Annotated in this window: 30 protein-coding genes, 1 tRNA gene and 2 pseudogenes; 10 read left to right on the forward strand and 23 right to left on the reverse strand. The window is 58.3% G+C overall.

The window, feature by feature from the left end:
* The first annotated feature begins 48 nt into the window (after nucleotides 1-48).
* Together AC0V6W_RS01785 and AC0V6W_RS01790 are read left to right on the forward strand one after the other, a co-directional pair.
* Nucleotides 49-411: a hypothetical protein gene (locus AC0V6W_RS01785; RefSeq protein WP_486146569.1), complete on the forward strand. Its 363-nt coding sequence runs from the start codon at nucleotides 49-51 to the stop codon at nucleotides 409-411.
* The gene (locus AC0V6W_RS01790; RefSeq protein WP_486146571.1) at nucleotides 408-1,913 is read left to right on the forward strand and encodes a methyl-accepting chemotaxis protein; all 1,506 of its coding nucleotides are present in this window, start codon (nucleotides 408-410) and stop codon (nucleotides 1,911-1,913) included. The genes AC0V6W_RS01785 and AC0V6W_RS01790 overlap by 4 nt, the downstream gene beginning before the upstream one ends.
* Before the next feature lie 37 nt (nucleotides 1,914-1,950).
* Here the strand turns inward: AC0V6W_RS01790 and AC0V6W_RS01795 are convergent, their stop codons facing one another.
* The 12 genes and pseudogenes from AC0V6W_RS01795 to trmD all read right to left on the reverse strand — a co-directional run bounded on the left by AC0V6W_RS01795 (nucleotide 1,951) and on the right by trmD (nucleotide 12,174).
* A complete protein-coding gene (locus tag AC0V6W_RS01795; RefSeq protein WP_486146573.1) occupies nucleotides 1,951-2,211 on the reverse strand; it encodes a type III secretion system chaperone family protein in 261 nt (86 codons plus the stop codon).
* Nucleotides 2,208-2,459 (reverse strand): hypothetical protein, encoded by a 252-nt coding sequence (locus AC0V6W_RS01800; RefSeq protein ID WP_486146575.1) that lies wholly within the window; start codon nucleotides 2,457-2,459, stop codon nucleotides 2,208-2,210. The genes AC0V6W_RS01795 and AC0V6W_RS01800 overlap by 4 nt, the downstream gene beginning before the upstream one ends.
* On the reverse strand, nucleotides 2,456-3,379 hold the full coding sequence (locus tag AC0V6W_RS01805) for a DUF4019 domain-containing protein (RefSeq protein WP_486146577.1): 924 nt from the start codon (nucleotides 3,377-3,379) through the stop codon (nucleotides 2,456-2,458). The genes AC0V6W_RS01800 and AC0V6W_RS01805 overlap by 4 nt, the downstream gene beginning before the upstream one ends.
* A complete protein-coding gene (locus tag AC0V6W_RS01810) occupies nucleotides 3,379-4,893 on the reverse strand; it encodes a YbjN domain-containing protein (protein WP_486146579.1) in 1,515 nt (504 codons plus the stop codon). The genes AC0V6W_RS01805 and AC0V6W_RS01810 overlap by 1 nt, the downstream gene beginning before the upstream one ends.
* 62 nt (nucleotides 4,894-4,955) lie before the next feature.
* Complete coding sequence (locus AC0V6W_RS01815; protein ID WP_486146581.1) at nucleotides 4,956-5,723, reverse strand: alpha/beta fold hydrolase; 768 nt, start codon at nucleotides 5,721-5,723, stop codon at nucleotides 4,956-4,958.
* A complete protein-coding gene (locus AC0V6W_RS01820) occupies nucleotides 5,720-6,163 on the reverse strand; it encodes a GFA family protein (RefSeq protein ID WP_486146583.1) in 444 nt (147 codons plus the stop codon). The genes AC0V6W_RS01815 and AC0V6W_RS01820 overlap by 4 nt, the downstream gene beginning before the upstream one ends.
* Nucleotides 6,160-6,810 carry a DsbA family protein gene (locus AC0V6W_RS01825; protein ID WP_486146585.1) on the reverse strand — a complete coding sequence of 217 codons (651 nt, stop codon included), beginning with the start codon at nucleotides 6,808-6,810 and terminating at the stop codon, nucleotides 6,160-6,162. Before AC0V6W_RS01825 ends, AC0V6W_RS01820 begins: the two co-directional genes overlap by 4 nt.
* 21 nt (nucleotides 6,811-6,831) lie before the next feature.
* Entirely contained in the window at nucleotides 6,832-7,404 is a 573-nt protein-coding gene (locus tag AC0V6W_RS01830; RefSeq protein WP_486146587.1) for an aspartate-semialdehyde dehydrogenase, read from the reverse strand.
* Complete coding sequence (locus AC0V6W_RS01835; protein WP_486151432.1) at nucleotides 7,404-8,429, reverse strand: aspartate-semialdehyde dehydrogenase; 1,026 nt, start codon at nucleotides 8,427-8,429, stop codon at nucleotides 7,404-7,406. Before AC0V6W_RS01835 ends, AC0V6W_RS01830 begins: the two co-directional genes overlap by 1 nt.
* An 83-nt stretch (nucleotides 8,430-8,512) precedes the next feature.
* Nucleotides 8,513-10,798, reverse strand: coding sequence for a S9 family peptidase (locus tag AC0V6W_RS01840; protein WP_486146589.1), 2,286 nt, complete (start codon nucleotides 10,796-10,798; stop codon nucleotides 8,513-8,515).
* 172 nt (nucleotides 10,799-10,970) lie between these two features.
* Nucleotides 10,971-11,339: a 50S ribosomal protein L19 gene (rplS, locus tag AC0V6W_RS01845; protein ID WP_486146591.1), complete on the reverse strand. Its 369-nt coding sequence runs from the start codon at nucleotides 11,337-11,339 to the stop codon at nucleotides 10,971-10,973.
* Nucleotides 11,336-12,174: pseudogene (gene trmD / locus AC0V6W_RS01850) on the reverse strand (tRNA (guanosine(37)-N1)-methyltransferase TrmD). The gene rplS and the pseudogene trmD overlap by 4 nt, the downstream one beginning before the upstream one ends.
* 68 nt (nucleotides 12,175-12,242) lie before the next feature.
* Between trmD and AC0V6W_RS01855 the strand changes: the two are divergent.
* On the forward strand, nucleotides 12,243-12,674 hold the full coding sequence (locus AC0V6W_RS01855) for a hypothetical protein (RefSeq protein WP_486146593.1): 432 nt from the start codon (nucleotides 12,243-12,245) through the stop codon (nucleotides 12,672-12,674).
* Between the two features lie 398 nt (nucleotides 12,675-13,072).
* On the opposite strand, the gene AC0V6W_RS01860 is transcribed toward AC0V6W_RS01855, so the two are convergent.
* The 7 genes and pseudogenes from AC0V6W_RS01860 to AC0V6W_RS01890 form a co-directional block, all read right to left on the reverse strand.
* The gene (locus tag AC0V6W_RS01860; protein WP_486146595.1) at nucleotides 13,073-14,035 is read right to left on the reverse strand and encodes a carbon-nitrogen hydrolase family protein; all 963 of its coding nucleotides are present in this window, start codon (nucleotides 14,033-14,035) and stop codon (nucleotides 13,073-13,075) included.
* Nucleotides 14,032-14,388, reverse strand: coding sequence for a hypothetical protein (locus tag AC0V6W_RS01865; RefSeq protein ID WP_486146597.1), 357 nt, complete (start codon nucleotides 14,386-14,388; stop codon nucleotides 14,032-14,034). Before AC0V6W_RS01865 ends, AC0V6W_RS01860 begins: the two co-directional genes overlap by 4 nt.
* A 44-nt stretch (nucleotides 14,389-14,432) precedes the next feature.
* On the reverse strand, nucleotides 14,433-14,948 hold the full coding sequence (gene rimM, locus AC0V6W_RS01870; RefSeq protein ID WP_486146599.1) for a ribosome maturation factor RimM: 516 nt from the start codon (nucleotides 14,946-14,948) through the stop codon (nucleotides 14,433-14,435).
* Nucleotides 14,949-15,055: 107 nt separating this feature from the next.
* Nucleotides 15,056-15,586, reverse strand: coding sequence for a 30S ribosomal protein S16 (rpsP, locus tag AC0V6W_RS01875; protein WP_486146601.1), 531 nt, complete (start codon nucleotides 15,584-15,586; stop codon nucleotides 15,056-15,058).
* A 46-nt stretch (nucleotides 15,587-15,632) separates the two neighbouring features.
* Nucleotides 15,633-17,130 (reverse strand): annotated as a pseudogene (gene ffh / locus AC0V6W_RS01880) (signal recognition particle protein).
* A 160-nt stretch (nucleotides 17,131-17,290) separates the two neighbouring features.
* Nucleotides 17,291-17,366, reverse strand: a tRNA-Ala gene (locus AC0V6W_RS01885).
* Between the two features lie 96 nt (nucleotides 17,367-17,462).
* Nucleotides 17,463-17,804: a TIGR02300 family protein gene (locus AC0V6W_RS01890; protein WP_486146603.1), complete on the reverse strand. Its 342-nt coding sequence runs from the start codon at nucleotides 17,802-17,804 to the stop codon at nucleotides 17,463-17,465.
* Nucleotides 17,805-17,954: 150 nt separating this feature from the next.
* On the opposite strand from AC0V6W_RS01890, the gene aroA reads away from it, so the two are divergent.
* On the forward strand, nucleotides 17,955-19,274 hold the full coding sequence (gene aroA, locus AC0V6W_RS01895) for a 3-phosphoshikimate 1-carboxyvinyltransferase (protein WP_486146605.1): 1,320 nt from the start codon (nucleotides 17,955-17,957) through the stop codon (nucleotides 19,272-19,274).
* Here the strand turns inward: aroA and AC0V6W_RS01900 are convergent.
* Nucleotides 19,271-19,885, reverse strand: coding sequence for an NIF family HAD-type phosphatase (locus AC0V6W_RS01900; protein ID WP_486146607.1), 615 nt, complete (start codon nucleotides 19,883-19,885; stop codon nucleotides 19,271-19,273). The genes aroA and AC0V6W_RS01900 overlap by 4 nt on opposite strands.
* Between AC0V6W_RS01900 and AC0V6W_RS01905 the strand changes: the two genes are divergently transcribed.
* The 6 genes from AC0V6W_RS01905 to AC0V6W_RS01930 all read left to right on the forward strand — a co-directional run bounded on the left by AC0V6W_RS01905 (nucleotide 19,884) and on the right by AC0V6W_RS01930 (nucleotide 25,015).
* Complete coding sequence (locus tag AC0V6W_RS01905) at nucleotides 19,884-20,159, forward strand: CBU_0592 family membrane protein (RefSeq protein WP_486146609.1); 276 nt, start codon at nucleotides 19,884-19,886, stop codon at nucleotides 20,157-20,159. The genes AC0V6W_RS01900 and AC0V6W_RS01905 overlap by 2 nt on opposite strands.
* The gene (locus tag AC0V6W_RS01910; RefSeq protein ID WP_486146611.1) at nucleotides 20,156-20,377 is read left to right on the forward strand and encodes a hypothetical protein; all 222 of its coding nucleotides are present in this window, start codon (nucleotides 20,156-20,158) and stop codon (nucleotides 20,375-20,377) included. Before AC0V6W_RS01905 ends, AC0V6W_RS01910 begins: the two co-directional genes overlap by 4 nt.
* Nucleotides 20,374-21,000 carry a (d)CMP kinase gene (locus tag AC0V6W_RS01915; RefSeq protein WP_486146613.1) on the forward strand — a complete coding sequence of 209 codons (627 nt, stop codon included), beginning with the start codon at nucleotides 20,374-20,376 and terminating at the stop codon, nucleotides 20,998-21,000. Before AC0V6W_RS01910 ends, AC0V6W_RS01915 begins: the two co-directional genes overlap by 4 nt.
* 455 nt (nucleotides 21,001-21,455) lie before the next feature.
* Nucleotides 21,456-23,165, forward strand: coding sequence for a 30S ribosomal protein S1 (gene rpsA, locus AC0V6W_RS01920; RefSeq protein ID WP_486146615.1), 1,710 nt, complete (start codon nucleotides 21,456-21,458; stop codon nucleotides 23,163-23,165).
* A gap of 107 nt (nucleotides 23,166-23,272) precedes the next feature.
* A complete protein-coding gene (gene gloB / locus AC0V6W_RS01925; RefSeq protein WP_486146617.1) occupies nucleotides 23,273-24,028 on the forward strand; it encodes a hydroxyacylglutathione hydrolase in 756 nt (251 codons plus the stop codon).
* Nucleotides 24,029-24,034: 6 nt separating this feature from the next.
* The gene (locus tag AC0V6W_RS01930) at nucleotides 24,035-25,015 is read left to right on the forward strand and encodes an NADPH:quinone oxidoreductase family protein (RefSeq protein ID WP_486146619.1); all 981 of its coding nucleotides are present in this window, start codon (nucleotides 24,035-24,037) and stop codon (nucleotides 25,013-25,015) included.
* A gap of 63 nt (nucleotides 25,016-25,078) precedes the next feature.
* Here AC0V6W_RS01930 and AC0V6W_RS01935 read toward each other — a convergent pair whose 3' ends face one another.
* From AC0V6W_RS01935 to AC0V6W_RS01945, 3 genes are all read right to left on the reverse strand, one after another.
* Nucleotides 25,079-25,612, reverse strand: coding sequence for a F0F1 ATP synthase subunit B family protein (locus AC0V6W_RS01935; protein WP_486146621.1), 534 nt, complete (start codon nucleotides 25,610-25,612; stop codon nucleotides 25,079-25,081).
* Nucleotides 25,605-26,096: a F0F1 ATP synthase subunit B family protein gene (locus tag AC0V6W_RS01940; protein WP_486146623.1), complete on the reverse strand. Its 492-nt coding sequence runs from the start codon at nucleotides 26,094-26,096 to the stop codon at nucleotides 25,605-25,607. Before AC0V6W_RS01940 ends, AC0V6W_RS01935 begins: the two co-directional genes overlap by 8 nt.
* Nucleotides 26,097-26,180: 84 nt before the next feature.
* Nucleotides 26,181-26,408, reverse strand: a complete 228-nt coding sequence (locus tag AC0V6W_RS01945) for a F0F1 ATP synthase subunit C (protein WP_486146625.1) — start codon at nucleotides 26,406-26,408, stop codon at nucleotides 26,181-26,183.
* Nucleotides 26,409-26,420: the final 12 nt, after the last annotated feature.

Genomic DNA, 26,420 nt, shown 5'->3' on the forward strand with positions numbered 1-26,420 from the left:
AGGCAGAGACGAAGGCTACCCTAACCAAAAAGCGGGCACATGCCGGACATGATCTGGCCGCCCCCACATTTGACTCAGCCGAAATCGGCCACCACGGCGCCGTCTCAGCTGTCCAGATGGATCGGCACGGCGGGGCAAGGCGGGCTTACCCTGCTTGCATTTGTCGCTATTGCCTATGCACCGCGCAGTGGTCAGCCTGTGCTTGTGGTGCCAATTGATCAAACGGGCAAAGCCGCGCTAATCGGCGCATTCTCGCAGCCAGAAACACGCATCCTTGCACGCGCAAAATGGGCCGATGGCTTTATCGTATCCGGATGGGATCGCCAGTTTGCTCAAGAACTGCTGAACAATCACATCATCATTCTGAACGCCAACGCGCCCGGTTGCGGGCAGGTGCAACGCGCATCATGATGTTTTCAGACATTTCCGAATTGCGCTGCCGTACCATTCGCTTGATCGCCGCGGGGTGTTGGTTCGTTCCGCCCATACTATTGGGAATGGCGCTGCTGGGTCTGCATGTTGATTTGTGGCTGGTGGCCTTCAGCGCAGCGCTGAACATTGTGCCGACATTGCATTCCGTTGCGGGCCGATCAGATTTTGCTGCCAGAATGGCTGCTGGTTTTGTTGTGGTTGCCCAGCCCGCATTGATCATTTCGGGAATGCAGGATTTGGGGTGGCAGGTGGACCTGCACCTCTATTTCCTGGTCGGCATGGCGGCGCTCACGGCCTTGTGCGATGTCAGGCCAATGATCCTCGCTGCCATTCTCGTGCTTTTGCATCACCTTGTGCTTGGATTTAGCATGCCAGAAATGGTGTTTGCGGGCGGCTCAAGTTTGGGACGAATTATGATCCATGCTTTGGCTGTCGTCCTGATCTGCTCGATCCTTTGCTTTATGGGAATAAGCCTTGGGCGAATTTTACGCCGTGCAGAAAAGGCACTTCAACTCAGCGAAGAACAGGCAAAAAAGGTCGAAGAGCAAGCATCACAATTGCAAGCAGCGATGGACGCAACCGAGCGCGAACGCATGGCCCGCAAGCAGGATGAGGTGAACGTGCTACGGCTGCGCAAGGAAGAGTATGGGCAAATCGCCAGCAGCTTTGAAACCTCTATCCGCACTGTCACGACATCTGTTTTGAACACAGCCGAAGCGCTTGAAGGAATGACAAAATCGCTCGATCACCTGGCGCAGGAAACGGGCGAACAGGCCAGCCAGGTCGCGCACACCGCTTCATCAGCGCGGCAGACATCTCACCGGGTCGCAGAAGGGATCAGCGCTTTGTCGCAGTCGATTGCCAAAGTTGCTGGCGGCGTGAGCGAACAAAAGGAGTTGGCCCGGCGGGCGACTGAAAGATCGCTGCGCGGGGGCCAGGCAATGGGTTCTCTCACTCAGCATTCTGACACGATTGGCGAGGCAACCCGGGCGATAGTCCGCATTGCAGAACGCACCAATCTGCTCTCGCTCAATGCGGCCATCGAAGCGGCCAGCGCTGGCGTTGCTGGTAGAGGCTTCACAATTGTAGCGCAGGAAGTGAAAGCTCTGGCAAGCCAGGCTGGCGAAGCCGCAACAGAAATCGACGAATTTCTTGAAGGCATACGTCAAGGCAGCGTTGATGCAGAACACTCCTTTGCCGATATCGATCAGGCCGTGAGCGAGCTGAACGATGCAGCCCAAATCATCCGTCAGGACGTTGAAGCGCAGCGGCGATCCGCCAGCACAATTGAAGACACCGCGCGCGGTGCGGCTGACGAGGTAGGCGAAATGGCGGAACAAAGTCAGTCGCTTGCAACCACTGCGAGCACCGCCCGCGCGCTTTCCGCAGAGCTAGATAAGGCGGCGGCACGGTTGCTGGAAAACGTGGGGTCGCTTCAGAACACCGCACAGGAATTCGCGCAGCACCTCAAGGCGGCATAGAAAAGAGCAGCACGATCGCCTGACCGTGCCAAAATGATCAGCGCGGTGTATCGAGCGCGGTCAATTGCTCACGCAGGGCAGCCAGATCCTGACCAAAGACCAGCAATTGCGCCTGCGCATTGGCAAAGCTAATGCCGCCCGCTGCATTGAGATATCCCTGAAGGACCACGCCATTATTGGGCACCCTGTACGCCTTGGCTGACGGGTTGATGTCGTTGAAGCGATGAATGAATGCATCAAGCTCGCCGCTATTGTCCGCCGCGATGCCAGTGAAATTCGCGATGACTAGCAGGCTCAAACACCCCTTTCCTCGCCACAGGCAGCCGGAAGCGCAGTGAAATTGACCCCGCCCTCTGCGCTCGCACGGTAAATGACCTGCCCTTGCTGCGTGGCTTCTGTTTTCCAGGTTGCCTGAACGCTGAGAAGAAGGCGCGCAATCGTGGCATCATCAAACTGGGTCACGACCGGTTGGTTTTGCTGCGCGCTGGCAGGTGCGCTGGCCAAGAATAGCGCGCTGATAACGGTCCATAAAGCGAAGTGTCTCATTGCGCTGTCACCGGAATAAGGCCGTTTTGTGCAGCCATATCAACATAAAGCGCATCGCATTGCGCTTTGTCCCCTTCGCATTGCATACTTAACTGAGGCACGCGCTCTCCCGTGATATCTTCTATGACCGCATATTTAATCACACTGGGATAGAACGGGCTGCCTTTCGGCGAAAATGACCAGATGGCTTTCGACATTCGATCCTCCATGATGATCCAGCTATTCCGAGAATATTGCTCAATCCCCTCGCGCGCTCCAACAGCCTTTCGCGCCTCGGCAACAGAGGCAAATTCTATGCCTTCCTCCACGCTATCTGGCAGCGGCGGAGGCGTGTAATTGGGGCAAGATCGCGAAACGAGGTGCCAGACAAGCTCGGCCTGCAATGGGGAATTGTTGGCGGACAGGTGATCGAATGTCGCATCGTCCAATATGGCCGACTCTATCCGGTTAATGGTGAAACTGCGCGCATCAGGTGCGCGGTGCACAATCATGAAGCCGCACTGGCGCTGGGCGCGCTGGAACTTTGCGTGCGCATCAATCGCGACATAGGTGCCCGGTTTCGGGGCGTTTGGAGCATCTTTGGTCCATGTAATCTTGATACGATCGCGCGCCGTGACCGAGCCCAGGGTTTCCCGCTGCCGCGTTTGATCGGCAATAAACCTGTCGAGCGGCCAATCGCCTTGCAGCGCAGGCGACAACATGCCCCACGCTGTTTCAAGCTCGCCCTTTTCGAGCGCCTCAAAATAGCTTTTCCAGATGGCAATTGCCTCTATTTGGAGCGCTTCGGACGGGATCCAACCGGGTGTGGACCCAGCCGTTATGTTGACTTCGCGCAGGCCAGAAACATCCTGCGCGAATAGGGGAGCGGGCAAGGCCGCGCTCATCAACGCGGCGACTATCCCTAAACGGGTGATGCGCATCAGCCTGCCTGTTCCTGCGGCAAAATGGCCAGCCCATCGCCGCCTTCGCCAGCAGTTAATCGGCGCAGCACTGTGCCGCTTTCATAATCGACTTCTGCAACGGTGTTACTTGCCGTTTCCGCGACATAGATTTTCGATCCATCATCCGACCACAATATCGTCACCTGAAACCGGTCCTGCGCTTCTTTTGCGGATGACACCGCAATAGTCTTGGCAACTTTGGCTGTTGCCAGATCGATCACGCTTAATCCCCCATCGCGAAGGTTTGAGGTGACCGCGACATCGCCTTGCGGCCTGATCGCAAGGCGCAAGGGAAACCGGCCCGTTTTCACAGTTTCGCGGACCGTCATGGCCACAGGGTCCAGTTCAAAGGCCTGATCCGAACCGCGCGCTGACACCCACAAGCTTTTGCCATCAGGCGTTAATGCAATGCCTTCGGGCTCTTCTCCCACCGTCACCGACAAAGGCTCTTCACTGCCTCTCAGATCAATGCGCGTTACCGTTTTGGAGGACAAATCCGTCGTCCACGCCCAGCGGGTATCGGGCGCCACGGCAATCATGTGGCTGCCTTCTTTGGCGGTGGCGTGTTCCATCAACTGAGCATCGCCCAGCGGATTGCCGATCCAAAATATCGAATTGCGCCCTTCTGCGGTGGCGAAGATATCGCCGTCTTGGTGCCAGATGATCCCATGCGGCCGGGCGTTTTCGCCAAGGTCTATGCTTTTGACTTTCTCAAGGCTCTCCGCGCTGAAAATATCCACCGTGGTGCCGCCATAACAGCCCAGCGCAACATGCTTGCCATCGGGCGAGACTGCCAATTCGTGCGGATTGGTGCAGCTTGGCAAAGTCAGCAGGGTTTCGCCGGTGTCCAGGTCAATCTTGGTCAAGGTGTTGCCGCGTTTATTGGCGACCAGCAAAGCGCCAGCCGCGCTAGAAGCCTGTTCCTCATCCCCCTCAAACGCAAACGCGCTGAAATCATCGACGACTGAGGAATATCGCTCGACCGCCGATAGAAAAATCGCAGGATCAATGCCTTTGCCCAAAGTCAGAATGGCCCATTGAATATAGGGATCACCCTCCTCGTCCAAATAGACCGAAACATATCGATGACGCAGATTGGCCTCGCGCACTTGCGCATCGCTCATGGGTGTTTTGCGATCGAAACCGGTGGACAAGACCAATGTGTCGCAAAACCCGGCCACCGCCTCATCGCAATCGTTGAACAGGACCGCCGAGTTCCAGTCTCCCAAGGTAAAAGAGATACTGACTTCGCCCGTCTCTTCGCTGGTGAACAGTTCGTGCTGATATCCGCCAGCGTCCAATGCCTTTTGAACCGAGGCGACGCTGCGTGCGCTGACCATAGGCGGATCGGCGATTTTGGCGTCTTTTGCCGGTTCGCTTACCGGCGCGCTTGAAGTTACTGTGCCCGCATCCTGCGCGGCAAGCGGCGCGCTGAAAACCAATCCAGCAGCAGCGGCCAACCCCATGCCCATTTTTACTAAATCGCTAATCAATTGCGCGCTCCCCCTTTTGCAAGACACAGGTTTCGCCGCCTTTGTTGCGCTTGTCCAGTGCGTTATTGCGGCCCAAGAAACGCCGCAATCGCATCGCCCAATTCGCGAAATGTCACGCTGTTAAGGTGATTTCCAGGCACCTGCGCGAATGTCGCATCAGGCAAAGCGGCAGCAAGTTTTTCGCCTGCGCCATTGTCGCTATCATCCACGCCGCAAATGACCTGAGCGGGCATGGTGATATTGGCAAGCATGGCAAGATCGAACGGCTCCAGCGCGCTCAGCAACAGGCGCGCAGCCGCCCGGTCTATCCCTTGGCTTTTGAGGAAAGTGCGCGCGACATAGGCCGGATCGCCCGGCTTTATCGTGTCAAATTCATCAATCACGCGGATGAAATGCGCCGCGCGCCGTTCCCATTCGGCAAGCCCTTCTATCCCCATGCCGCAGACGGCAAGCTTGCGCGGGACAAGCACGCGCTTGGCGCAGGCATGGATCGCCGTGCGCGCGCCCAGCGAAAATCCCACGAGATCATATTCGCCTTCAGCCAGCCCCAGATGATCGACAAACGCCGCCGCATCGCGCACCAGCACATCGCCGGGATAGGCCGCCGGTTCATGGGGCGAAGGGCTGTCTCCGTGCACTCGCCAATCGAGCATAAAGGCTTCAAAACCAGCCGCCGCAAGCCGCTCATGATGGCCCCATTTGATCCAGTTCATTTGGGCAGAAGAGAACAGGCCGTGCAGCAGGATAACGGGCCGACCCTCGCCTGCCGTATGATAGGCGAGCTGCGTGCCGCCGAATGAAGCGAAGTGTGCGGTTTGCGGGTCGCTCATGCAAGAATTTCCATCCATTCTTCATTGGCTTGCGGCTGTTTGTCCCATTGCGGCAAACCGTCTTTCAACTGCAACCAGTTCTGCTTGCTGCGAACCCAGATATGAGCGGAAAGCTCAAGTTCGCCTGCATTATCCAATGAGCCGCCTTTCACGGTAATCAGCCCCGGACGATTTGCTCCCGAATGGTAAAGCCGCGTGCCGCATTGGGAGCAATAAAAGCAATCGGTGGTGGACCCGCTATCGGTTGGCCGGCTCCAGCAATTCACCTCTCCAGAAAGGTCAAATGCTGCTTCAAACACGGGCACGGAAATCCCGAATGCGCTGGCGGATTGCTTTTGGCATTCACGGCAATGGCAGGCATAGGCTTTGAGACGATCTGCGGCGATTTCATACCGCACCGCTCCGCACTGGCATCCGCCCTTATGCGGCGATGCGCTCACCTTTTGACCAGGCCCTTCTGCTCCATCCGCCAAAGCGCCATGTCTACCCGGTCCTGACCAAAGAACGGTTCGCCATCCAGCACAAGGGTCGGCACACCCCAATGTCCGGCAGCCTCCAGCGCTTGCTGGTTCGTCTCAATCTCTGCGTCAAGCGCGGCCGCATCGCTGCTGACTTCCGCCTCCATTTCGGCAAGATCGAGCCCCGCGCGCGCAGCGGCCTGCTCGAGATGATCGCTCTTGTCCCAATCATCGACTTCGCCGGAAAAGATCACGCGGCTGACCTCATCGGCAAATGCCAGCCCCTCACCCCGCCTGCTGGCGGCCTGGCCAAGGCGGCAGATACGGCGGATAAGAGGTTGATCTGGCGCAATTTCGCGCGTCGCTAAATCCTGCACCACAGGATCAGGACGCGGCCAGCGAAACGGTATGCCAAGATGCTGAGCTGCGCGGTGGCTATCCATCAAAATATAGCGCGGCGCGGCAGGATTGCCGGTGAACAGTATATCGGGATCGCGCACAGCAATCGGCCAAACGACGCGCAAGGCAATATCGAGATCATAGTCCCGCGTCATCGCCCGGTACCGGCCAACCGCAAGGTAGGAATACGGCGAGCGAAAGCTGAAAAACAGATCGGCGACAAGTGTCATAATCTCTCCTAAACCGCGTCCCTAGCGGGCAAAGCACTGCACTCCTGCATAAAGCAGCGAAACCGCATCATCTTCGACAAAGCCGCCAATCGCATCGCCCAGCGCAAATTCTTCACCCAAAGTGCTTTGCGGCACAGCCAGATAGCCGCCTGCCGCCTCCAACTCAGCGCGCGGCGTGCCCAATTGCACATCGCCCATAAGCGAGATTGGAACCGCAGGCGCGGCGTCGCCATCCTGCGCCCCTCGCAACAGCCACCCCACCAGCACGTCGTCCGAAAAGTTGAGAGTGAGCCCGCCGGCAAAATCAGTGATCTCCATCGCGCCTGTGCCGCATTCATTGTTGGCGGCACTGCGCACCGGTTCGCCCAGCAGTTTGGCCGTGGAACCGATTGCCTCATTTTTGCCCGCGCCAAAAAAGAACCCTTCCGCGCCCGCTTTCAGCCCCTTGCGTTGAAGCACCACAGCATCAGCGACCACCGGATTGGGTTCGGTAAGCCCCCTCGCCTCTCGCTCAGACGGGCTTGGCACATCATTGCTGCCGCACGCGGCGAGCGCGATGGGTGCCAAAACAACAAGGATTGCGCGCATCGCCATCACCCCTTCTTCAAATGCCGCCGCCCTAGCAATTCAGCGATCTGAACCGCATTGAGCGCAGCGCCTTTGCGCAGGTTATCCGAAACGCACCAAAGCGTCAGGCCGTTCTCAACCGTCGGGTCTTCGCGCACGCGGCTGATATAGGTTGCGCCGTCGCCTGCGCTTTCGACAGGCGTGACATATCCTTCATCCTCGCGCTTATCGATCAGCATGATGCCGGGGGCCTCACGCAGGATGTCTTGTGCTTGTTCAGCAGTGATTTCTCGCTCAAACTCGATATTCACTGCCTCAGCATGGCCGACAAAAACGGGCACGCGCACGCAAGTTGCGTTGAGTTTGATTTTGGGATCGAGGATTTTCTTCGTCTCGACCATCATTTTCCATTCTTCCTTGGTCGATCCATCGTCAAGGAAGACGTCAATATGCGGGATCACGTTGAACGCGATCTGCTTGGTGAAGGCCCGAGGCTCCACCGGATCGCCGACAAAGATTGCGCGCGATTGTTCGAACAATTCGTCCATGCCCGCTTTGCCTGCGCCCGAAACCGATTGGTAGGTCGAGACGACAACGCGCTTGATCCCCGCAGCCTTGTGCAAAGGCGCGAGCGCCACCACCAGCTGCGCGGTGGAGCAATTGGGGTTCGCGATGATGTTGCGCTTGGTATAATCGTCGATCGCATCGGGGTTGACCTCTGGCACGATCAGCGGGACGTCGGGCTCCATCCGATAGAGCGAGGAATTGTCGATCACGACGCATCCGGCAGCGGCGGCTTTGGGCGCGTATTCCTTGGCAGGGCCGCTTCCTGCGGAAAACAGCGCAATGTCCCAGCCTGCCCAATCGAAATGCTCGATATTCTTGCATTTGAGCATTTTGCCGGTGTCGCCAAATTCCACCTCAGTGCCCTGGCTGCGCGAGGAAGCAACCGCTGCAACCTCGTCACACGGAAATTCGCGCTCTGCCAGAACCTGCATCATTTCGCGCCCGACATTGCCTGTCGCGCCGACAACGGCCACCCGGTAACCCAATTCACTTACTCCTAAATCACATATTCGCCGCTGCGATAGCGTCATGCGCCGCGCGCGCAAGCGGTCATCTTATTCCGGCCCAATCACTCAGGCGGCGTTACCCCGTGGCTTTCCAAAAAGCGAAAGATCGTGTTCCACAGATGGGGCGAGATATTCTCGCCTGCCACGCGGTGCGTGTATCCGGGATAGAGCATCATTTCGAACGGCACATTGCCTTCCTGAAGCACGCTGATGAGCTCAGATGAATTTTCAAATACCACATTGTCATCCGCCATGCCGTGGATCAGCAGCAAAGGATCGCTGATTTTGGTCGCATCGGGAATGGCGCTGGCTGTCTCGTAAGCCTCGGGCACTGTGCGCGGATCACCCATAAAGCGCTCTGTGTAATGTGTGTCGTACAGCCCCCAGCGCGTAACCGGAGCGCCTGAGATACCGGCGGCATAAAGCCCGGGATCAGCCTGCAACTGCTTCAGCGTCATATACCCGCCATAGGACCAGCCATAGAGCGCGATCTTGTCCCCATCGACGAAATCGAGTGTTTTCAGAAATTCTGCGCCCGTCTTCTGGTCAACCACTTCCACCCCGCCCATCGCGCGGTAGATTGGCTGCTCAAAATCGACCCCGCGATTGGCAGTGCCGCGGTTATCGAGGGCGAAATAGATATACCCCTTATCGACCACGGCCTGCGCCAACGCGCCCTGCCAGCCTTTATCCACGATCTGCGGACCCGGCCCGGAATAGTGGTAATAGAATACGGGATATTTCTTGCCCGCCTCCATTTCTGGTTTGAGCATCATCCAATGCAGCTCTGTGCCGTCCTCCGCAGGAATAGTGCCGTATTCAGGCGTAACGTGGCTGGCGAGGAATGGCGTGTATGGATGATCCGCATCCAGAGCGTTTTCCTCTACCCAAGTGAGGCGAGTGCCATCGGCTGATGCAAGATAGCTTTGCGTGGGTTGATTGGTGGCGGAACGCGACACCAAAAGCGTGCTGCCGGTCTTATCCATTGTTGCTGAATTGGTGTATTCTGTGTCGGTCAAGGGATTGGACTCTGCTGCCTCTGAGAGGCTGGCGGAATAGACCTGTTCAGTAAGCACGCCGTCGACGGCGGTGAAGAAGAATAGGTTTTTGTCCTCATTGACCCCGACAAGCTTAGTCACGGGCTCTTTCAAAAATGTCAGCTGCTTGGACCGATTGATAAGCACTGCGATTGATCCATCAGGGTCCGTATGAACACGGTCCTCTTCAGGCAAACGATCAGTGTTCTCATAGACATAGAAGTTCCCATATCCGTCGCGCTCTGACCACCACAGCAAGGTGCCATCTTTCAGGAAACGGTAATTGTCGGACAGGTTGATCCAGTAATCCTCGCGTGCGGCTTTTTCAGAAAACCACACCTCGCTTGCGCCAGTGCTTGGGTCTACCTTGAGCATATCAAGCACTGTCTGCTCGCGGTTCTGGCGCTGGACGTAGAGCGATCCATCAGGGGCCCAATCGACCCGCGCGACGTAGATTTCGGTCTCTTCGCCCAGATCGACTTTGACGCGGTTGCCGCCATCGGGGTCCATCACAAACAGCTCGACAATCGCATTGTCAGAGCCTGCCACGGGGTATCGCTGATCAAACACCTTCGTGCCCGTCGCGCCAATCGCGGCGCGCGTCACAATGCCCACGGGGCTTTCATCGGTGCGTTGGACGGCCAGGCGGCTATCATCAGGCGACCACCAATATGCCGTCAGCCGGCCCATCTCTTCCTGGGCAACAAATTCCGCTTCGCCCCAGCGGATCGTGCCTTCTTCCTTGGGAGTGACAGGCGCGGCCTCTTGGCCCACTTCGCCGACCCACAATTGCCGCTCGCGCACGAAAGACACATAACGCCCCTTGCTCGAAAGCTTGGGGTTGAGCTCGCTTTCTTCGGTATCGGTCAACCGGGTGACGGTGCCGTCCAATTTTGCGAGGTACAGATCGCCATCAAGCGGCACCAGCACGCCCGACCCATCGCTTGCCCATTGATAGCTGATGATGCCTTTCAGGTTGCCGACACGCGCGCGCTCGCGCTGCATCTTTTCATCTTCGGAAAGCTCGCGCCCTGTGCCCAGCTTTTCGCTATCCACCAGCATCCGCCATTCCTGCGTGGCAATCTCAAAACCCCACAGATCATACCGCTCCCGGTCATCCTCGCGGTTGCGCAGAAGCGTCAAGAATTTGCCATCAGGCGAGAATTTCGTCTGGCGCGGTGCAGGGCCGTTTAGCGAAGGCGAGGCAAAGACGCGCTCGAATGTGAGATCGGTTGGGGTGGTCACGTGGTCATCCGCGATGGCTGGAGTGGCAAGGAAGGCAGCGGCGGCGGTGGCAAGGAGTATGCGCATTTCAAAAGCAGTCCTCTTTTCAATCGTCATTGCGAGCCACCGCAGGTGGCGCGGCAATCCAAGGCTCAACCATGGATTGCTTCGCATGCGCTCGCAATGACGAAATATGATCGCGAATGCAAAAAGGGCGGCCCGCTAAGACCGCCCTTTCAAATTCTCTCAGGCAAGAACCTTACGCCTTGGGCGCATTCTCACGGCGCTCAGCGATACGAGCCCGCTTACCTGTGCGGCCGCGCAGATAGTAAAGCTTCGCACGGCGCACAACGCCGCGGCGGACCACGGTGATGCTGTCAACGATCGGCGCATAAAGCGGGAACACACGTTCCACGCCTTCGCCAAAGCTCATTTTGCGAACCGTGAAGTTGGAATTGATGCTGCGGTTCGAGCGCGCAATCACAACGCCTTCAAAGTTCTGGATCCGCTCACGCGTGCCCTCGATGACTTTCACACCCACGCGCACAGTGTCGCCGGCCTGAAACTCAGGAATATCTTTGTTCGCTTTGCCGATTTCTTCGGCTTCGATTTGCTGGATCAGGTTCACTGGTCCGTTCCTTTATCTTTTCGCCGCGCGCCAGAGGCAGACTGGACCCGAGCGTCTGAATAACGCTCCCACAAGTCCGGCCTGCGTAACCGAGTGTGATCTTCCGACATGGCTTTGCGCCAAGCGGCGATCTTCGCATGATCCCCCGATCGCAGCACTTCAGGGATCGTGCGCCCTTCCCACATTTGAGGCCGGGTGTATTGCGGGTATTCCAGAAGGCCGTCCTCAAACGACTCTTCTACCCCGCTAGAAGCCGCGCCCATTACGCCGGGCAGCAGCCGAATGCAAGCATCAAGTATGGCGAGCGCAGCGGGTTCTCCCCCGAAAGGACGATATCGGCAAGGCTGACCTGCTCGATCTGAGGGCGCGCGTCGAACAGGCGCTCGTCGAACCCTTCGAAACGGCCGCAAATGAAAGCGACACCGGGGCCCGAGGCAATCTCGCGGATGCGCTCTTGCGTGATGGGTTTGCCGCGCGGGGTCATGGCGAGAATTGGGATTTCATCCTGCGGTGCCGGGCCACCCGCGCCCTCCACCCTTCCACCCGGAGCCTGCTGGACACTAATCCGGGTGGAAGGGTGGAGGGCGCGGGTGGCTTGGTTCTCTAAAACAGAATCCAACGCCGCTGCCATCACATCCGCCTTAAGCACCAGGCCCGCTCCGCCGCCTGCAGGCGTGTCGTCCACATTGCGGTGCTTGTCGGTCGCAAAATCGCGCGGGTTCACAGTGCTGAGCGACCAATCGCCGCGTTCCAGCGCGCGTCCCGCCAGCGATGCGCCCAGCGGTCCGGGAAACATCTCCGGGTAAAGCGTGAGGATGGTGGCGGCGAAGGTCATGGGACGCAGCCTGTGCCAGCCATGGCGCGATCAAGCAATTGCTAACCTAATTCGGGTAATCATCCCGCATGGAACGCAAGGGAACACTCAAGATCGGTGCCGGCGCCATTGTTGGTGCGCTGGCCCTGTGGCTGTTCCTCTATATCTCAACTCTGTTCCCCTATCTGGGCTATGGCAGCCGGAGCGAGACGTTGGGGCCGGGTGTCTCCCTTAACGCCGGGTCAAGCGATTTTGGCCTTAAAAAGATGCTTCTTTTCAAAGGGCAAACCGCCTTTATCGAATACGATGTCAGTTCAACCGAAAGCGGCAAGGTTATCCTTGATATAAAGCCGTTCACGACCTTTGGTTTCAGCGACAACATGCAAAAAGTCGAGGCGGGCACATCGGGCACTTACGAAGTCGAAATCGAGGAAACCGGGCTTTACGAATTCAGCCATGATTTCTCGCTCAACGGCATTTCGGGGACGACCAAATACCGAGTAAGCTGGGGCGCGCGCTAGAGCGGTTTTAGACCACCCGGTCCGCCCTTAGCTTACCTAAGGGCCGGTTCGTTTTCTGCGCTGCGGGATGAAGGAAAGTGCAATCCTTCGACAAGCTCAGGATGAGCGGGATTTTCATGGGTGCGAGTATTATTCTATTCTCTCGTCCCGCGATCCTTGCCGTGCACTGCCAATCCAAGCTGGAAGCCAGCAAACTGCTAAGGACAGGGTTAGGTACGGAACAATCTGTGCCTGCAACTCTAGTCCATCGGCTAGAGCCGCCCAGAAAGGCAGAGAACCGATTGAGAATGCGGTGCCACCAGTAACTATAAGTCTGTTTAGCCTAGGAAAAAGGTGGGCAGTTCCAGTTGCAACTCCAAAAGCAAGGGCAGCTAAAAGCAAAATACCGATCGGAAAGACTAATGCCAAGTGATCCCATCCTTTGCCCGTGTATCGACACTGAGCTCAAACACATCGGGCCGCGAATAGTGACCGTCTGTGTCAAGGCTAGCCAGCCCCTGCCCGATTTCGCTTAGGTCCAGCTGAGCGTGCAAAATCTCTTCACCCTCGCCTGCCTGAGCCAAAACCCGCGCATCGGGTGCGATAATCATCGAGCCGCCTCGGTTCAGCGCCTCGCTTTCAATCGCCTCGAACAGCTCCTTGGCCTCGGCCGAACCACCTACCCGCTCCAACCCATCAAACAGATCGTCACGTTTTTGCACCAACCCAGCGGCAAGCACAAAGCACCGCCCCTCCATCGCATAATGCCTTGAGGCAATCGCGTATTCCTCGCGCACTGTCGGCCATGCGGCGACATGCACATTCTCGCCCAGATTGTGCATTGCGGCGCGTGCGAGCGGCATCCAGTGCTCCCAGCAGATGAGATTGCCCGCCCTGCCCCATTCGGCCTGATGCACTCCCAGAGTCGAGCCATCGCCGCGCATCCAGATCAGCCGCTCGCCGTGCGTTGGCACCAGTTTGCGGTGGTCCAATGGCGGCTCGCCGGGGCGAAACAGCAATTGGTTGTTGTAAAGGCTCTGTCGCACCCGCTCATGCGCGCCCAGCGAAACGCACGCGCCGCTCGCATCGCACAGCTCTTGCAAAGGCAGCAGCCGTTCATCGCCTGGCACAATCGCCTGATCGAGCATGATCTGGTGCAGCGCTTTAGTCCCCGGATGATCCCACAAAGCGGCACCCGGAGCCTCATCCAGCCAGAGCGGATATCCGCCGAGGAACGTCTCCCCAAACGCCACAAACCGCGCGCCCACATCAATGGCTTCAGCGGCGAGCCGAGTGGCCTTTTCAATCCCGCCCGTGAAATCGAGAGGAATGGGAGCGGCTTGGCAGATGGCGACGGGGAGAAAAGCCGAACTTTGTGTCATTCGAACACCTCGTTCAAATCGCTTGGTGAATTGCCTTTCGCTCGAATAGCGACCGTTATCCACGCTGGTAGAAGAAAGAACACCGCAAATAGTATTCCTGTGCCTATGATTGCGCCAAGATCCCATTCAATAATCATAATCTCCCAATCAATGTACAGATCGACAAATATATCGACATCGCTGTCAAGATAGTCAGTCACTAAAAAACCAACAACCGCCGCTAACAGCGCCCTAGGATACACAAATCGATGCCGAGACAGAATACTTGTTAGAAAGGCAATCGCAGGTGTAGCAACGAGACCGCCGATCACGACAAACCAAAACAAGTTAGCGAACGCATTACCCACTGCCAATACTCGATACTCCTTGATCGCGGGTACATCGGTTACTTAACGCATCAATCTTCCACAAAATCGCTCGCAATCACAAGCTTTTCCGCGTCCCACTCGATCACCGCAGCCTTGGTCACGGGCACCATGATCGTTTTGGTGCCTTTGGAAGACGGCGGCTCACGCTTGATCTCGATAATGTCGGTGGCGCCGAAATTCTCGACCGCGATGACCTTGCCAATCGGCTCGCCCGTATCGGTTTCCGCAGCAAGTCCGATCAGATCAGCGTGGTAATATTCGCCCTCGCCCAGATCGGGCAAGCCATCGCGCGTAACTGTCAACACGGTGCCGCGCAGTTTTTCCGCCTCGTTTCGGCCAGACACTCCTGCAAAGCGCGCCACTGCGCCGCCTTTGTTATCAGAGCGGATCTTGGAGAGCTTTAATTCCCGCCCATCATCACGCGCTGTGAAAGTCTTATGCTGGGAGAGCGCGTCTACGCCCTCCCCGAACAATTTTAGGCGCACTTCGCCCGCGACACCGTGGGCGCCAGTGATCGCGGCGAGCTCAATGGGTTTGTTGCTCATAAGCCCCTCCCGCAGGCGGGAAGGGTTTGGGGTGGGCGAGGCTGGGCGCGCAGGTTCGACACGCGCCCACCCCCGGCCCCTCCCGCAGGCGGGAGGGGAGACATGGCTTACTCAGCCTTTTCTTCGCCAGCGTCTTCCGCGGGAGCTTCTTCGGCCGGAGCTTCTTCAGTTGCCGCTTCTTCAGCGGGCGCTTCTTCCGCAGGTGCTTCGGCTGCAGGCTCTTCAGCAGGAGCTTCTTCTGCAGGCGCTTCGGCTGCGGCTTTGGCTTCTTCTTCAGCAGCTTTTTTAGCTTCTTCGGCTTCTTTCAGCTTTTCCGCTTTTTCCTCAGCGCGCTCGGTCGCTTTTTCACCGGGCTTGGCTTTGTTGGGATTGTTGCGCGCCTCGCGCTCTTTGATGCCTGCAGCGTCGAGGAAACGCAGAACACGGTCGGATGGCTGCGCGCCAACGCCTAGCCAATACCGCGCGCGGTCTTCGTTCAGTGTAACGCGCTTTTCGTCATCTTTGGCGAGCAGCGGGTTGTACGTGCCGATCTGCTCCAGATATTTACCATCGCGCGGGCTGCGGCTGTCGGCTGCCACGATGCGATAATAGGGACGCTTTTTCGCGCCGCCACGAGAGAGCCTCAATGCAATTGCCATAATAGATTACCTTTCAAGTGTAACTGTCTGTATCAAATTCGAATTCTTATTTCTTAGGTTTTCCGCCAAGACCGGGGAGACCGGGCGGCAAACCGCCCATCCCGCCGCCGCCGGGACCGCCCAATCCGGGCATAGGGGGCATTCCGCCACCGGGGCCGCCACCCATTCCGCCCATCGGGCCGCCAGCACCGCCGCCGCCAAACATCGCAGCCAGCCCTTTAAGGCCGCCCATTTTCTTGATCTGCTTCATCGCGCGGCCCATTTCCTGATGCATTTTGAGCACCTTATTGACCGTCTGCACGTCCGTACCGCTGCCAGCAGCGACGCGCTTTTTGCGCTTCGCATTCATCAAGGCGGGATTGGTGCGCTCTTTTTCCGTCATCGACGTGATGATCGCATCCATATGCAGCAGCACGCGCTCATCCATGTTGGAAGCTGCCATTGCGGCCTTGGCTTTCTTCATGCCCGGCATCATGCCAGCCAGCGCGCCCAGCCCGCCCATATTGCGCATCTGTTTCAATTGCATGCGCAGATCGTTGAGGTCGAATTTGCCTTTTTCGAAATTGGCCTGAAGCTTTTCGGCTTCTTCGGCGTCGATTGTCGCAGCGGCTTTTTCAACCAGGCTGACAACATCGCCCATGCCCAGAATGCGGTCAGCAACACTGGACGGGCGGAAGGCTTCGATCGCGTCGAGTTTTTCGCCAGTGCCGGCAAATTTGATCGGCTTGCCAGTGACAGCGCGCATCGACAAAGCCGCACCGCCGCGCGCATCGCCGTCCATCCGGGTCAGGACCACGCCTGTCAGCGGCACTTCATTCGTGAAACTCTGCGCGACATTCACCGCGTCTTGCCCTGTGAGCAGAATCGACCACCAGCAACACTTCGGTTGGGGCAGACACGCCGGAGACCGCTTTCATCTCTGCCATCAGCGCTTCATCAACATGCAAGCGGCCTGCGGTATCGAGCAGCAGCACGTCAAAGTTTTGCAGCCGCGCCGCTTCCATGGCGCGCCGGGCGATATCGACCGGCTGCTGGCCTTGAACGATTGGCAGGGTCGCAACGTCCACTTGCTCGCCCAGAACCGCGAGCTGCTCTTGGGCTGCCGGGCGGTTGACATCGAGCGATGCCATCATGGATTTCTTGCCATGCTTTTCGCGCAGCATTTTGCCCAGTTTCGCCGTCGTGGTCGTCTTACCTGAACCCTGAAGGCCCACCATCATGATGACGACCGGCGGTTTGACATCCAGCGTCAGCCCTTCTGATCCGCCATCGCTATTGTCCCCGCCAAGGGTCGCGATGAGTTCGTCATGGACGATCTTGATGACCTGCTGGCCGGGCTTGACCGATTTGAGGACTTCCTGGCCCACGGCCTTTTCGGTGACGCTGTCGATAAAGCGGCGTGCGACAGGCAGCGCGACATCGGCCTCGAGCAAAGCGACGCGCACTTCGCGCATGGCATCGCGCACGTCCTGCTCTTTAAGCGCCCCGCGGCCTTTAAGCTTGTCAAAGACCCCGCCCAGGCGGTCGGACAGATTATCAAACATTCAATCCACTCCTCGCCCGCCAGCTTCGACAGGATTTAACGCGAAAAACGCCGGCGAACGAAACCTCGTTGGCCAGCGTGCGAAGCAAATGCCCCGGCTTTGTATCTAAATCCATTTTGCTGGATTTTTCGCAGGGTAAGCAGCGGAAAAGCCAGTAAAATGGTGGAGCCTAGCGGGATCGAACCGCTGACCTCAACACTGCCAGTGTTGCGCTCTCCCAGCTGAGCTAAGGCCCCTTACCATTTGTGCAGGCCCATTTTCATGGAACCCGCCTCCCCATTCTCACAGGGAGCAGCGCGATTATGAGAGCGCCTTACAAAAAGCAAGTGTTTTTAGGTGTCGTCGTCCCCATCGTCGTCGCCTTTGCCCTTGGTCACGCCAAGGTCATCGTCGCCGCCCAGATCGACATCGTTATCGGGGGAATCCTCTTCCTCATCAATATTGCCGATTTCTTCCAGCTCATCATCGCCGCCCAGATCGCTGTCTGCTTCGCCTTCTTTGGCTTTCTTGTCGGCTTCTTCAAACGGGATCGGCTGCTTGGATTTGAGCACGGGTTCCGGCGTCCAGGTTTCGCCGCATTCAATGCAGGTCACCGGGTCTTCTTTGCCCAGATCGTAAAAACGTGTCCCGCATTTGGGGCAGGAACGCTTGGTTCCCCATTCCGGCTTCGCCATTCGAAAATCCTTACATCTGTGATGCGCCTTAAAGGTGCGGCGCTGAACGTCTTAATTGGTGGGACCGGGCGGGCCGTGTTTCAAGCCTGTCCACCCGAAAGTTGCGGCGCCTTGCCATAGCGACACTGCGCTGTCAAAGACCGCCGCGCAATGGCAGCTCACACCTTCTCTCCTTCCGGCCCTTTATCGGCAAGTTTGCGCGTCCCCGGCGACAAATCGATCAGCCACCGTTCCTTGATGTTTGCAGGGCTTGCCGTGGGGCAAAGCCGGATCGAAGGGCTGCTCGAAGGCGAAGACGTGCATGCGACCGCCGCCGCCATGCGCGCGCTGGGTGCGCATGTAGAACGCACAGATGATGGCATCTGGCAGGTCGAAGGCGCAGGGCTTGGCAGCCTTTTGGAGCCGCGCGGAAGCCTTGATATGGGCAATTCGGGCACATCGACCCGGCTGCTGATGGGATTGCTGGCCAGCCATCAGATAACCGCCACTTTTACCGGCGATGCGAGCCTTTCAGGCCGTCCGATGAACCGGGTGATTGCCCCGCTCAGCCAGATGGGCGCGCAATTTGAAGCCTCAGCAGGCGGCACTCTGCCGCTGATGGTGCGCGGGGCCAATCCGCCTGTGCCGATCACGTACCGCCTGCCTGTGGCGAGCGCGCAGGTCAAAAGCGCGGTGCTGCTGGCCGGGCTGAACACGCCGGGCATCACCCGCGTGATAGAGCCTGTGCCGACCCGCGATCACACCGAACGCATGCTCAAGGGGTTTGGCGTGGAGCTGACGCTGGGCAACGAGGATGGCGCGCGCGTAATCGAAGTGCATGGCGAGGCGGATTTGCGCCCCTGCGATGTGGTGGTGCCAGGTGATCCATCCTCTGCCGCCTTTTTCATGGTCGCCGCTTTGCTGGTGCCGGGGAGCGATCTTTTAATCGAGAATGTTGGCCTCAACCCCACCCGCGCCGGTATCATCACCGTGCTGCGCCAGATGGGCGGCTCTATTGAAGACATGAACCCGCGCGAAGTTGGCGGCGAGCCGGTGGCAGACCTGCGAGTGAAGCATTCCGCGCTCACCGGGATTGATGTGGACCCGGCGATTGTGCCCAGCATGGTGGACGAATTTCCCGTACTGTTTGTCGCAGCCGCCTTGGCCAAAGGAACAACGCGGACTAGCGGGCTGGAGGAATTGCGGGTTAAAGAGAGCGACCGGATCGCGGTGATGGCCAAGGCTCTAACGCTGGCCGGTGCGCGAGTTGAGGAATGCGAGGACGGCCTTACCATTCACGGCTCAGGCGGTGAACCTCTGCCCGGCACGCCTGGAGGCGCTGAAGTTCAAACAAAGCTCGACCACCGCATCGCGATGAGCATGGCGGTCGCGGGCCTTGTCAGCAAAAACGGTGTCGAAGTCGACGACACTGCGCCGATCGCGACGAGCTTTCCGACCTTTATGGAATTGCTCGCAGCCGCTGCAGCTTAGCTCATTAAGGCTTGCGCCCTCGCCCGCCAGTCGCGTTTCTCAACCCGCCTGACATTAGGTACCTTGGCCAGGGTCGGCAGATAATGCGAAAGCAATAGCAGGTCGTCGTCTTCAGGGTCGCCCTCCCATTCCCTTGGATAGACCGCATTACCGTAGTTTTGCGCCGACTTGCTCGGGGTATCATCAAGAATAAGCACATCTTCCAGTGACCACCCGAGCCGTTTGAGCTTCACAAGCGGCTTACGGTAATTGAGGTGACTTGCAGGATCGCCATCGAAAAAACGATCACTGATCACTCGTCGCATGGTGGCTCGGCTTCGTCCCCAGACGAATTGGAGTGGGATGTCGCGGGGCCAGATTTCCTCGACAACAAGCGCGACATAGTCATCGCTCGCCGACGACCAGACTGCGAGGTGGAAAGGTTCGGCCACTGCCCGCAAAAAGGTATCGAGATGGGGGCGACGATAGATGTGGTAGTCGAAGAGACGGAAATCGGCTGGCCGCTCAAGCGGTTTTTCGGTCGCAAAGATGAGCGTTTCATCAAGGTCAAGCACCAACAATTTGCGACCATCGTTTGCCATCGCGATTGAATAAGATAGTGCATCAAGCATGTCCACCCCGCTCGACATCTATTCGCTGATCGGATTCGTCGGCACTGCCTTCATTATCGGCGCATACGCCTATCTGACCTGGGTGGATGAGCCCAACCCCTATATTCTCCACGGCACCAATCTCGCGGGCGCTGCGCTGCTGACAGTTTCCCTGTTGGTCCACACCAATTGGCCGAGCCTCGTGCTTGAAGGGTTCTGGGCGGCGATTGCGATATTCGGTCTGGTGAAAGCGGCACGGCGCAAGGCTCCCCCGCCTCCTGCGCAAACACCATGACAATCCGCCCTGCCCATCGCCGTTTGATCGCAGCCACCGTGTTGATTGGCTTTGCGATAGGATCATCGCTGTTCTGGAATGATTGGGCGTTGGAATGGGTCTCGCTTGGCACCAATCTGGCGGTGGCTTGTCTCGGCATGGTTGCGCTGCATTATCGCTGGCGCTCACGCGAAGGCCAGCGCATATCAGCCGATGAAGCCAAGGAGGAGTTTTCGTGATCATCGCCGTTGATGGCCCCACCGCTTCGGGGAAAGGCACCATTGCCAAACGGCTGGCCGATCACTTCGGCGTGCCGCATCTCGACACCGGATTGCTATACCGTGCGGTCGGCCAACAGGTGCAGATAAATGGCGGCGATGCGGATAGCGCGTCAGACGCGCTTGCCGCATGCGATTTTGTGCCCGAATTGCTCGATGATCCCGCTTTACGAAGCGAGGCGACCGGCGGATTTGCAAGCCGCGTTTCGGTGCATCCCAGTGTGCGCAAAGCGTTGTTTGAACGCCAGCGCGCCTTTGCCTTGCAACCGGGCGGCGCGGTGCTGGATGGGCGCGATATCGGCACCGTCATTGCGCCTGATGCTGATGTCAAACTGTTCATCACCGCCAGCGTGGAAGAACGCGCGCGGCGGCGCTGGCTTGAAGTGAAGGCGCGCGGAGTAAGTGCCGAATTGTCCGACATCACCGCCAGCATTGCCCGGCGCGATGCACGCGATATGGGGCGCGTTGATGCACCGCTGAAACCGGCCAGCGATGCCCTGGTGATCGACACCACCGCTTTTGACCGCGATGCCGCTTTTGAATTGGTGCGCGATGCGGTTGAAAGCGCTCTGAACGCTCGGTAACCGCTTTCCTACAATGTGCGGAGCAAGGCATAAATGCAGGGATGATGACACCCTGCCTCTCCCCCGCCCCTCTCCGCTCAAACCCGCATCCGAACAGGCAAAATGCGAAGGTTACACTTTTGCAGCGCAGTTCGGGCTCGCAGCCAAGGATTTGCGCGGGATCAGCGGTCCTTCTCAACTTTTGCAAAACCCCGCCTTACCGGTCCATGTCTCCTCTGCGCCGGAGCGAGCGAATCGGGGAAATCGCTTGCTATCGAGGCGCATTTGGCTTAGGCGCGCGCCCGTTCTCTTGCATCCTCTGGAACCGCGAAGAACCTGCGGATTTGCATTCGGCAATGCGCAGACCTCGGCCTCTTGCCCCGCAAGGCCAGCGCAATGGTGCGCCAGGCGGCGGTTTAAGACCCCGGATCAACCGGCGGCCGGTAGCAAAACGAATACAGGAACTGCCCTTACCTATGGCAACTGCACCTAACCCGACGCGCGACGATTTCGAAGCGCTACTCAACGAACAACTCGGCGGCGCCGGCGAAGATGGCTTTGAAGGCCGCGTCGTCAAAGGCACCGTCACCGCGATTGAAAACGGCTATGCCGTGATCGACGTGGGCCTCAAATCAGAAGGCCGCGTCTCGCTTAAGGAATTTGCCCGAGGTGATGAACCTCACGGCCTCACCGTCGGCGGCGAAGTCGAGGTTTATGTCGACCGTGTCGAAAACGCCGATGGCGAAGCGATGCTCAGCCGCGACCGCGCCCGCCGCGAAGCCGCCTGGGACAAGCTTGAAAACGAATTTGGCGAAGGCAAGCGCGTCGAAGGCCGCATCTTTGGCCGCGTCAAAGGCGGCTTCACCGTTGACCTTGACGGCGCCGTTGCCTTCCTGCCCGGCAGCCAGGTCGATATCCGCCCCGTGCGCGATGTGACCCCGCTGATGGAAGTGCCGCAGCCTTTCCAAATCCTCAAAATGGACCGCCGCCGCGGCAATATCGTCGTATCGCGCCGCGCAGTCCTCGAAGAGACACGCGCTGAACAGCGCAGCGAGCTGATCGACAAGCTGGCCGAAGGTCAGGTGATCGACGGTGTGGTCAAAAACATCACCGATTACGGTGCGTTCGTTGATCTGGGCGGCATTGATGGTCTGCTCCACGTCACCGACATGAGCTATAAGCGCGTCAATCACCCCAGCGAAGTGATTGCGATTGGCGACACCGTGACAGTGCAGATTGTCCGCATCAATTCCGAAACGCAGCGCATCTCGCTTGGTATGAAGCAGCTTGAAAGCGATCCCTGGGATGGCGTGGCTGCGAAATACCCGATGGGCGCAAAGCTTTCGGGCGTTGTCACCAACATCACCGAATATGGCGCGTTTGTTGAACTGGAAGCCGGCATCGAAGGTCTGGTCCACGTCTCTGAAATGAGCTGGACCAAGAAGAACGTGCATCCCGGCAAGATCGTCAGCACTTCACAAGAGGTCGATGTGATAGTCCTCGAAGTGGACAGCGAAAAGCGCCGCATTTCGCTCGGCCTCAAACAGGCTCAGCGCAATCCGTGGGACGAATTTGCAGAGAAGTTCCCGGTTGGCGCGGAAGTCACGGGCGAAGTCAAGAATGCAACCGAGTTTGGCCTGTTCATCGGGCTCGACGGCGACGTCGATGGCATGGTCCACATGTCAGACATCGCCTGGGGCATTTCGGGCGAAGACGCATTGGCGCTTCACCGCAAGGGCGAAGAAGTCAAAGCGGTTGTGCTTGATGTCGATGTCGAAAAAGAGCGTATCTCGCTGGGTATGAAGCAGCTTGAAAAAGGCGCTCCCACCGAAGCGGGTGCAGCCGCTGCTGGCTCCCTTCGCAAGAACCAGACCGTTACGGTTACCGTTCTTGAAGTGCGCGATGGCGGGCTCGAAGTGCAGGTTGGCGATGATGGCGCGACCGGGTTCATCAAACGCTCTGACCTTGGCCGTGACCGCGACGAACAACGCCCTGACCGGTTCCAGGTTGGCGCGAAAGTCGATGCGATGGTCATCGGGTTCGACCGTTCGAAAAAGCCGAACTTCTCGATCAAAGCTCGCCAGATCTCGGAAGAGAAAGAGGCAGTGGCCCAGTTCGGTTCATCCGATTCGGGTGCATCGCTCGGCGACATCCTGGGCGAAGCGCTCAAGAAGTCAGACGACTGAGCAAGCCGCCAATACGGCACTACCCGTATCGGACTAAGAAAAGGCCCGTTCTCCCAATCGGAGAGCGGGCCTTTCCTACTGGGGCTGGATCGCCTACATAGCTCGCCATGCTTACAGTTCATCAATTCCCCTGCCTCAGCGACAATTACGGCTTTCTGCTGCATGACCCTGTGAGCGGAGAAACCGCTGCGATCGACACACCCGATGCGGCTGAATACCTCAAACAGGCAGACGCCAAAGGGTGGACCATCACCCATATCTGGAACACGCACTGGCACCCCGATCATGCGGGCGGCAATGGCGACATCGTCAAAGCCACCGGCGCGCGCGTCATTGCCCCGCGCGAGGTCGAAAAGCTCTCTGCTATCGACCACGTCGTTGAGCATGGCGACACCGTAAAATTGGGTGATTTCACCGCCGATGTGATCGATGTGTCGGGTCACACCAATGGCCATGTCGCGTTCCACATTGCGGATGCCAGCATCGCTTTTGTGGGCGATGCCGTGTTCGCGCTGGGCTGCGGGCGAATGTTCGAAGGGGAACCCAAACAGTTCTGGTCAAGCCTCGACCGTATCCGCCAATGGCCAAGCGAAACCACGCTCTATTGCGCGCATGAATACACCGAAGCGAACGCCAAATTCGCCATCCACGCGGATCCGGACAACACCGCTTTGCAGGATTATGTCGCGCACATCACTGCCAAGCGGGCCAAAGGCGAGCCGACCGTCCCGACCGTCCTCTCGCGTGAGCTTGCAACCAATCCGTTCCTGCGCGCCGATGATCCGGTGCTGGCGGCGAAATGGGGCGGCGATGCCCCGCATGAGACCTTTGCCGCGCTGCGTTCGGGTAAGGACAACTTCTAAACCGCGATGCAGGCCTTACAGGTTCAATCGCTGTCGAGCGATCTTAGCGGTGCCGCGCTGATTGATGCTCCCATCCCAGTGCGCCAGCCCGGCGAAGTGTTGGTAAGCATCAAAGCGGCCTCGCTGAATTACCCCGACCTCTTGATGACGCGCGGGCAATATCAGTTCAAACCGCCCCTCCCCTTCATCAGCGGGCTCGAAGCCGCCGGAGAAGTGATCGAAGCCGGCGCACGCAGCCTGTTCAAGCCCGGTGACAAGGTTATGGGCGGCAACAAGACGGGCGCCTTTGCCGAACACGTCAGCCTGCCGGAACGCGGCCTTTCGCTTATGCCAGAGAGCGTGAGCTTTCACGCGGCCGCCGCGATGGGCGCGGCCTACTCAACCGCCTACACCGCGCTGGTCGAGCTGTGCGGGCTTAAACCCGGCCAATGGGTGCTGGTTCACGGCGCCAGCGGAGGCGTGGGTCTTGCAGCGGTCGATCTGGCCAAGGCGCTGGGCGCAAAAGTGATCGCAGCCACAGGCGTTGAGGCCAAGCGCGAGCGGATTGCGCAAAGCTACGATCCTGATGCGGTGATCCTGGCAGACGGGCGATTTCGCGAGGCAGTTGCGGACATCACCGGCGGGGCGCTGTGCGATGTCGTGTTCGACCCTGTGGGAGGCGATGTGTTTGACGAATCCACGCGCTGTGTTGCCTTTGGCGGAAAGCTTGCCGTGATCGGCTTTACCAGCGGGCGGATCGCCGATTTGGCGACCAATATTCCGCTGATCAAAGGGTTCTCAATCGTAGGCGTGCGCGCGGGCGAATATGCCCGGCGGTTTCCAGAGCGCGGTGCAGCGATCAATGCAGCGATTGCTGATCTGGCGAAAGCGGGACAGATCACCCCCGCGATTGACCGGGTGCTGCCCCTATCACGCTGGCGCGAGGGATTTGCTGCGATGGACCGGCGCGAGCTGGTAGGCAAAGTGGTGTTTGAACCGGGTTCTTGAAGAGCTGAGAGGCTAAGCTCTGCCCCGCGCCGAGCCCTTCAAAGAAAGCGTGCGATCAGCGGATCAAAGCGATCCGATAACCTCATCCGCCAGAACGGCGTCAGCCGCCTTGTCGTGGCGCTCTGCGATCAGCTTGCGCGATGCGGCAGACGCCGCCTCAACCGCTTTGGCGCGCACTTCGGCAATGGCATCGCGTTCTGCGGCTGCGATCTTGTCTTCGGCCATGCGCTCACGGCGTTTCACCATGTCAGCACTGTCGGTCTTGGCTTTGGAGATGATCGCTTCGGCTTCACGCTTGGCGCTGTCCATCATTGCCTCGGCGTCTTGTTCGGCGCCTGCGATTTTGGCTGCATATTCGTCGCGCAAAACCTCGGCTTCGGCGCGGAGGCTTTTCGCCTCGTCAAGCTGATGCTTGATCGCTTCGATCCGGCTATCGAGCCCGCCTGTGATCATGCCTGGAACTTTCTTCCAGATAAAAATCGCAATCAGCACGCCCATGGAAAGCGATACCCACTGATACGCAGCAAGGCCAAAGGCCACCGGTTCAGACGCAGCAGCAGGCGCAGCGGCGGCGAGCAGGAGCAGGGAATTATCCATTCAAAGCCTCTTTCACCGCTTTGGTCGCGTTCGCTTTGGTCACTTTGGCCCCGGCAAGCTTACTCACAATATCTTGCGCGGCCTCTGCAGCGACGCCTTCGATCTCGCTCATTGCATTGCTGCGCGCAATAGCGATGCGCGCTTCTGCCTCAGCAAATTGCGCATCCAGGCCCGCTTGCGCTTTGGCAAGGACGCTTTCGGAATTGGCAGACGCTTTCGCTTTTGCATCTGCAATCAGACCTTGTGCAGCGGCACGGTTTTCGTTTTCGCGCTGACGCCATGCCTCTTCCTGCTCATCCGCTGCATCACGAGCGGATTGCGCCGCTGCCAAATCATCGGCGATCTGCTTGTCACGCAAAGTCACCGTGTCGAGCACTTTGGGCACCATCCCGCGCCCGACGACGAAGAAAGTGATGCCGAAGAAAACCAATAGCCAGAATATCTGACTGGAATAGGTTTCAAGCAGCTGGGCTATTTGAGGCATTGAAAGGACGCTCCGCGCGGGGGCGGTCAAATGCGCAATCGCGTACAGGGCAAAGCCAACAATACGCGATTGCGCCAAACCAGTTTAGGCGACGAAGATCAGGATCATCGACACAACAAAGGCGAGCAGGCCGAGAAGTTCGGCAGCCGCAAAGCCGATGAACAAACGGCCTTGCTGGCCATCAGCCGCGCCCGGATTGCGCAGCGCGCTTTCGAGAAACGAACCGAACACATTGCCCACACCGATGGCGGCCATACCAGCACCGATTGCAGCAAGACCTGCGCCGATGAGCTTTGCAGCTTCTACTTCCATTTGAAAACTCCT

Source organism: Erythrobacter sp. JB1-7, assembly GCF_057365015.1.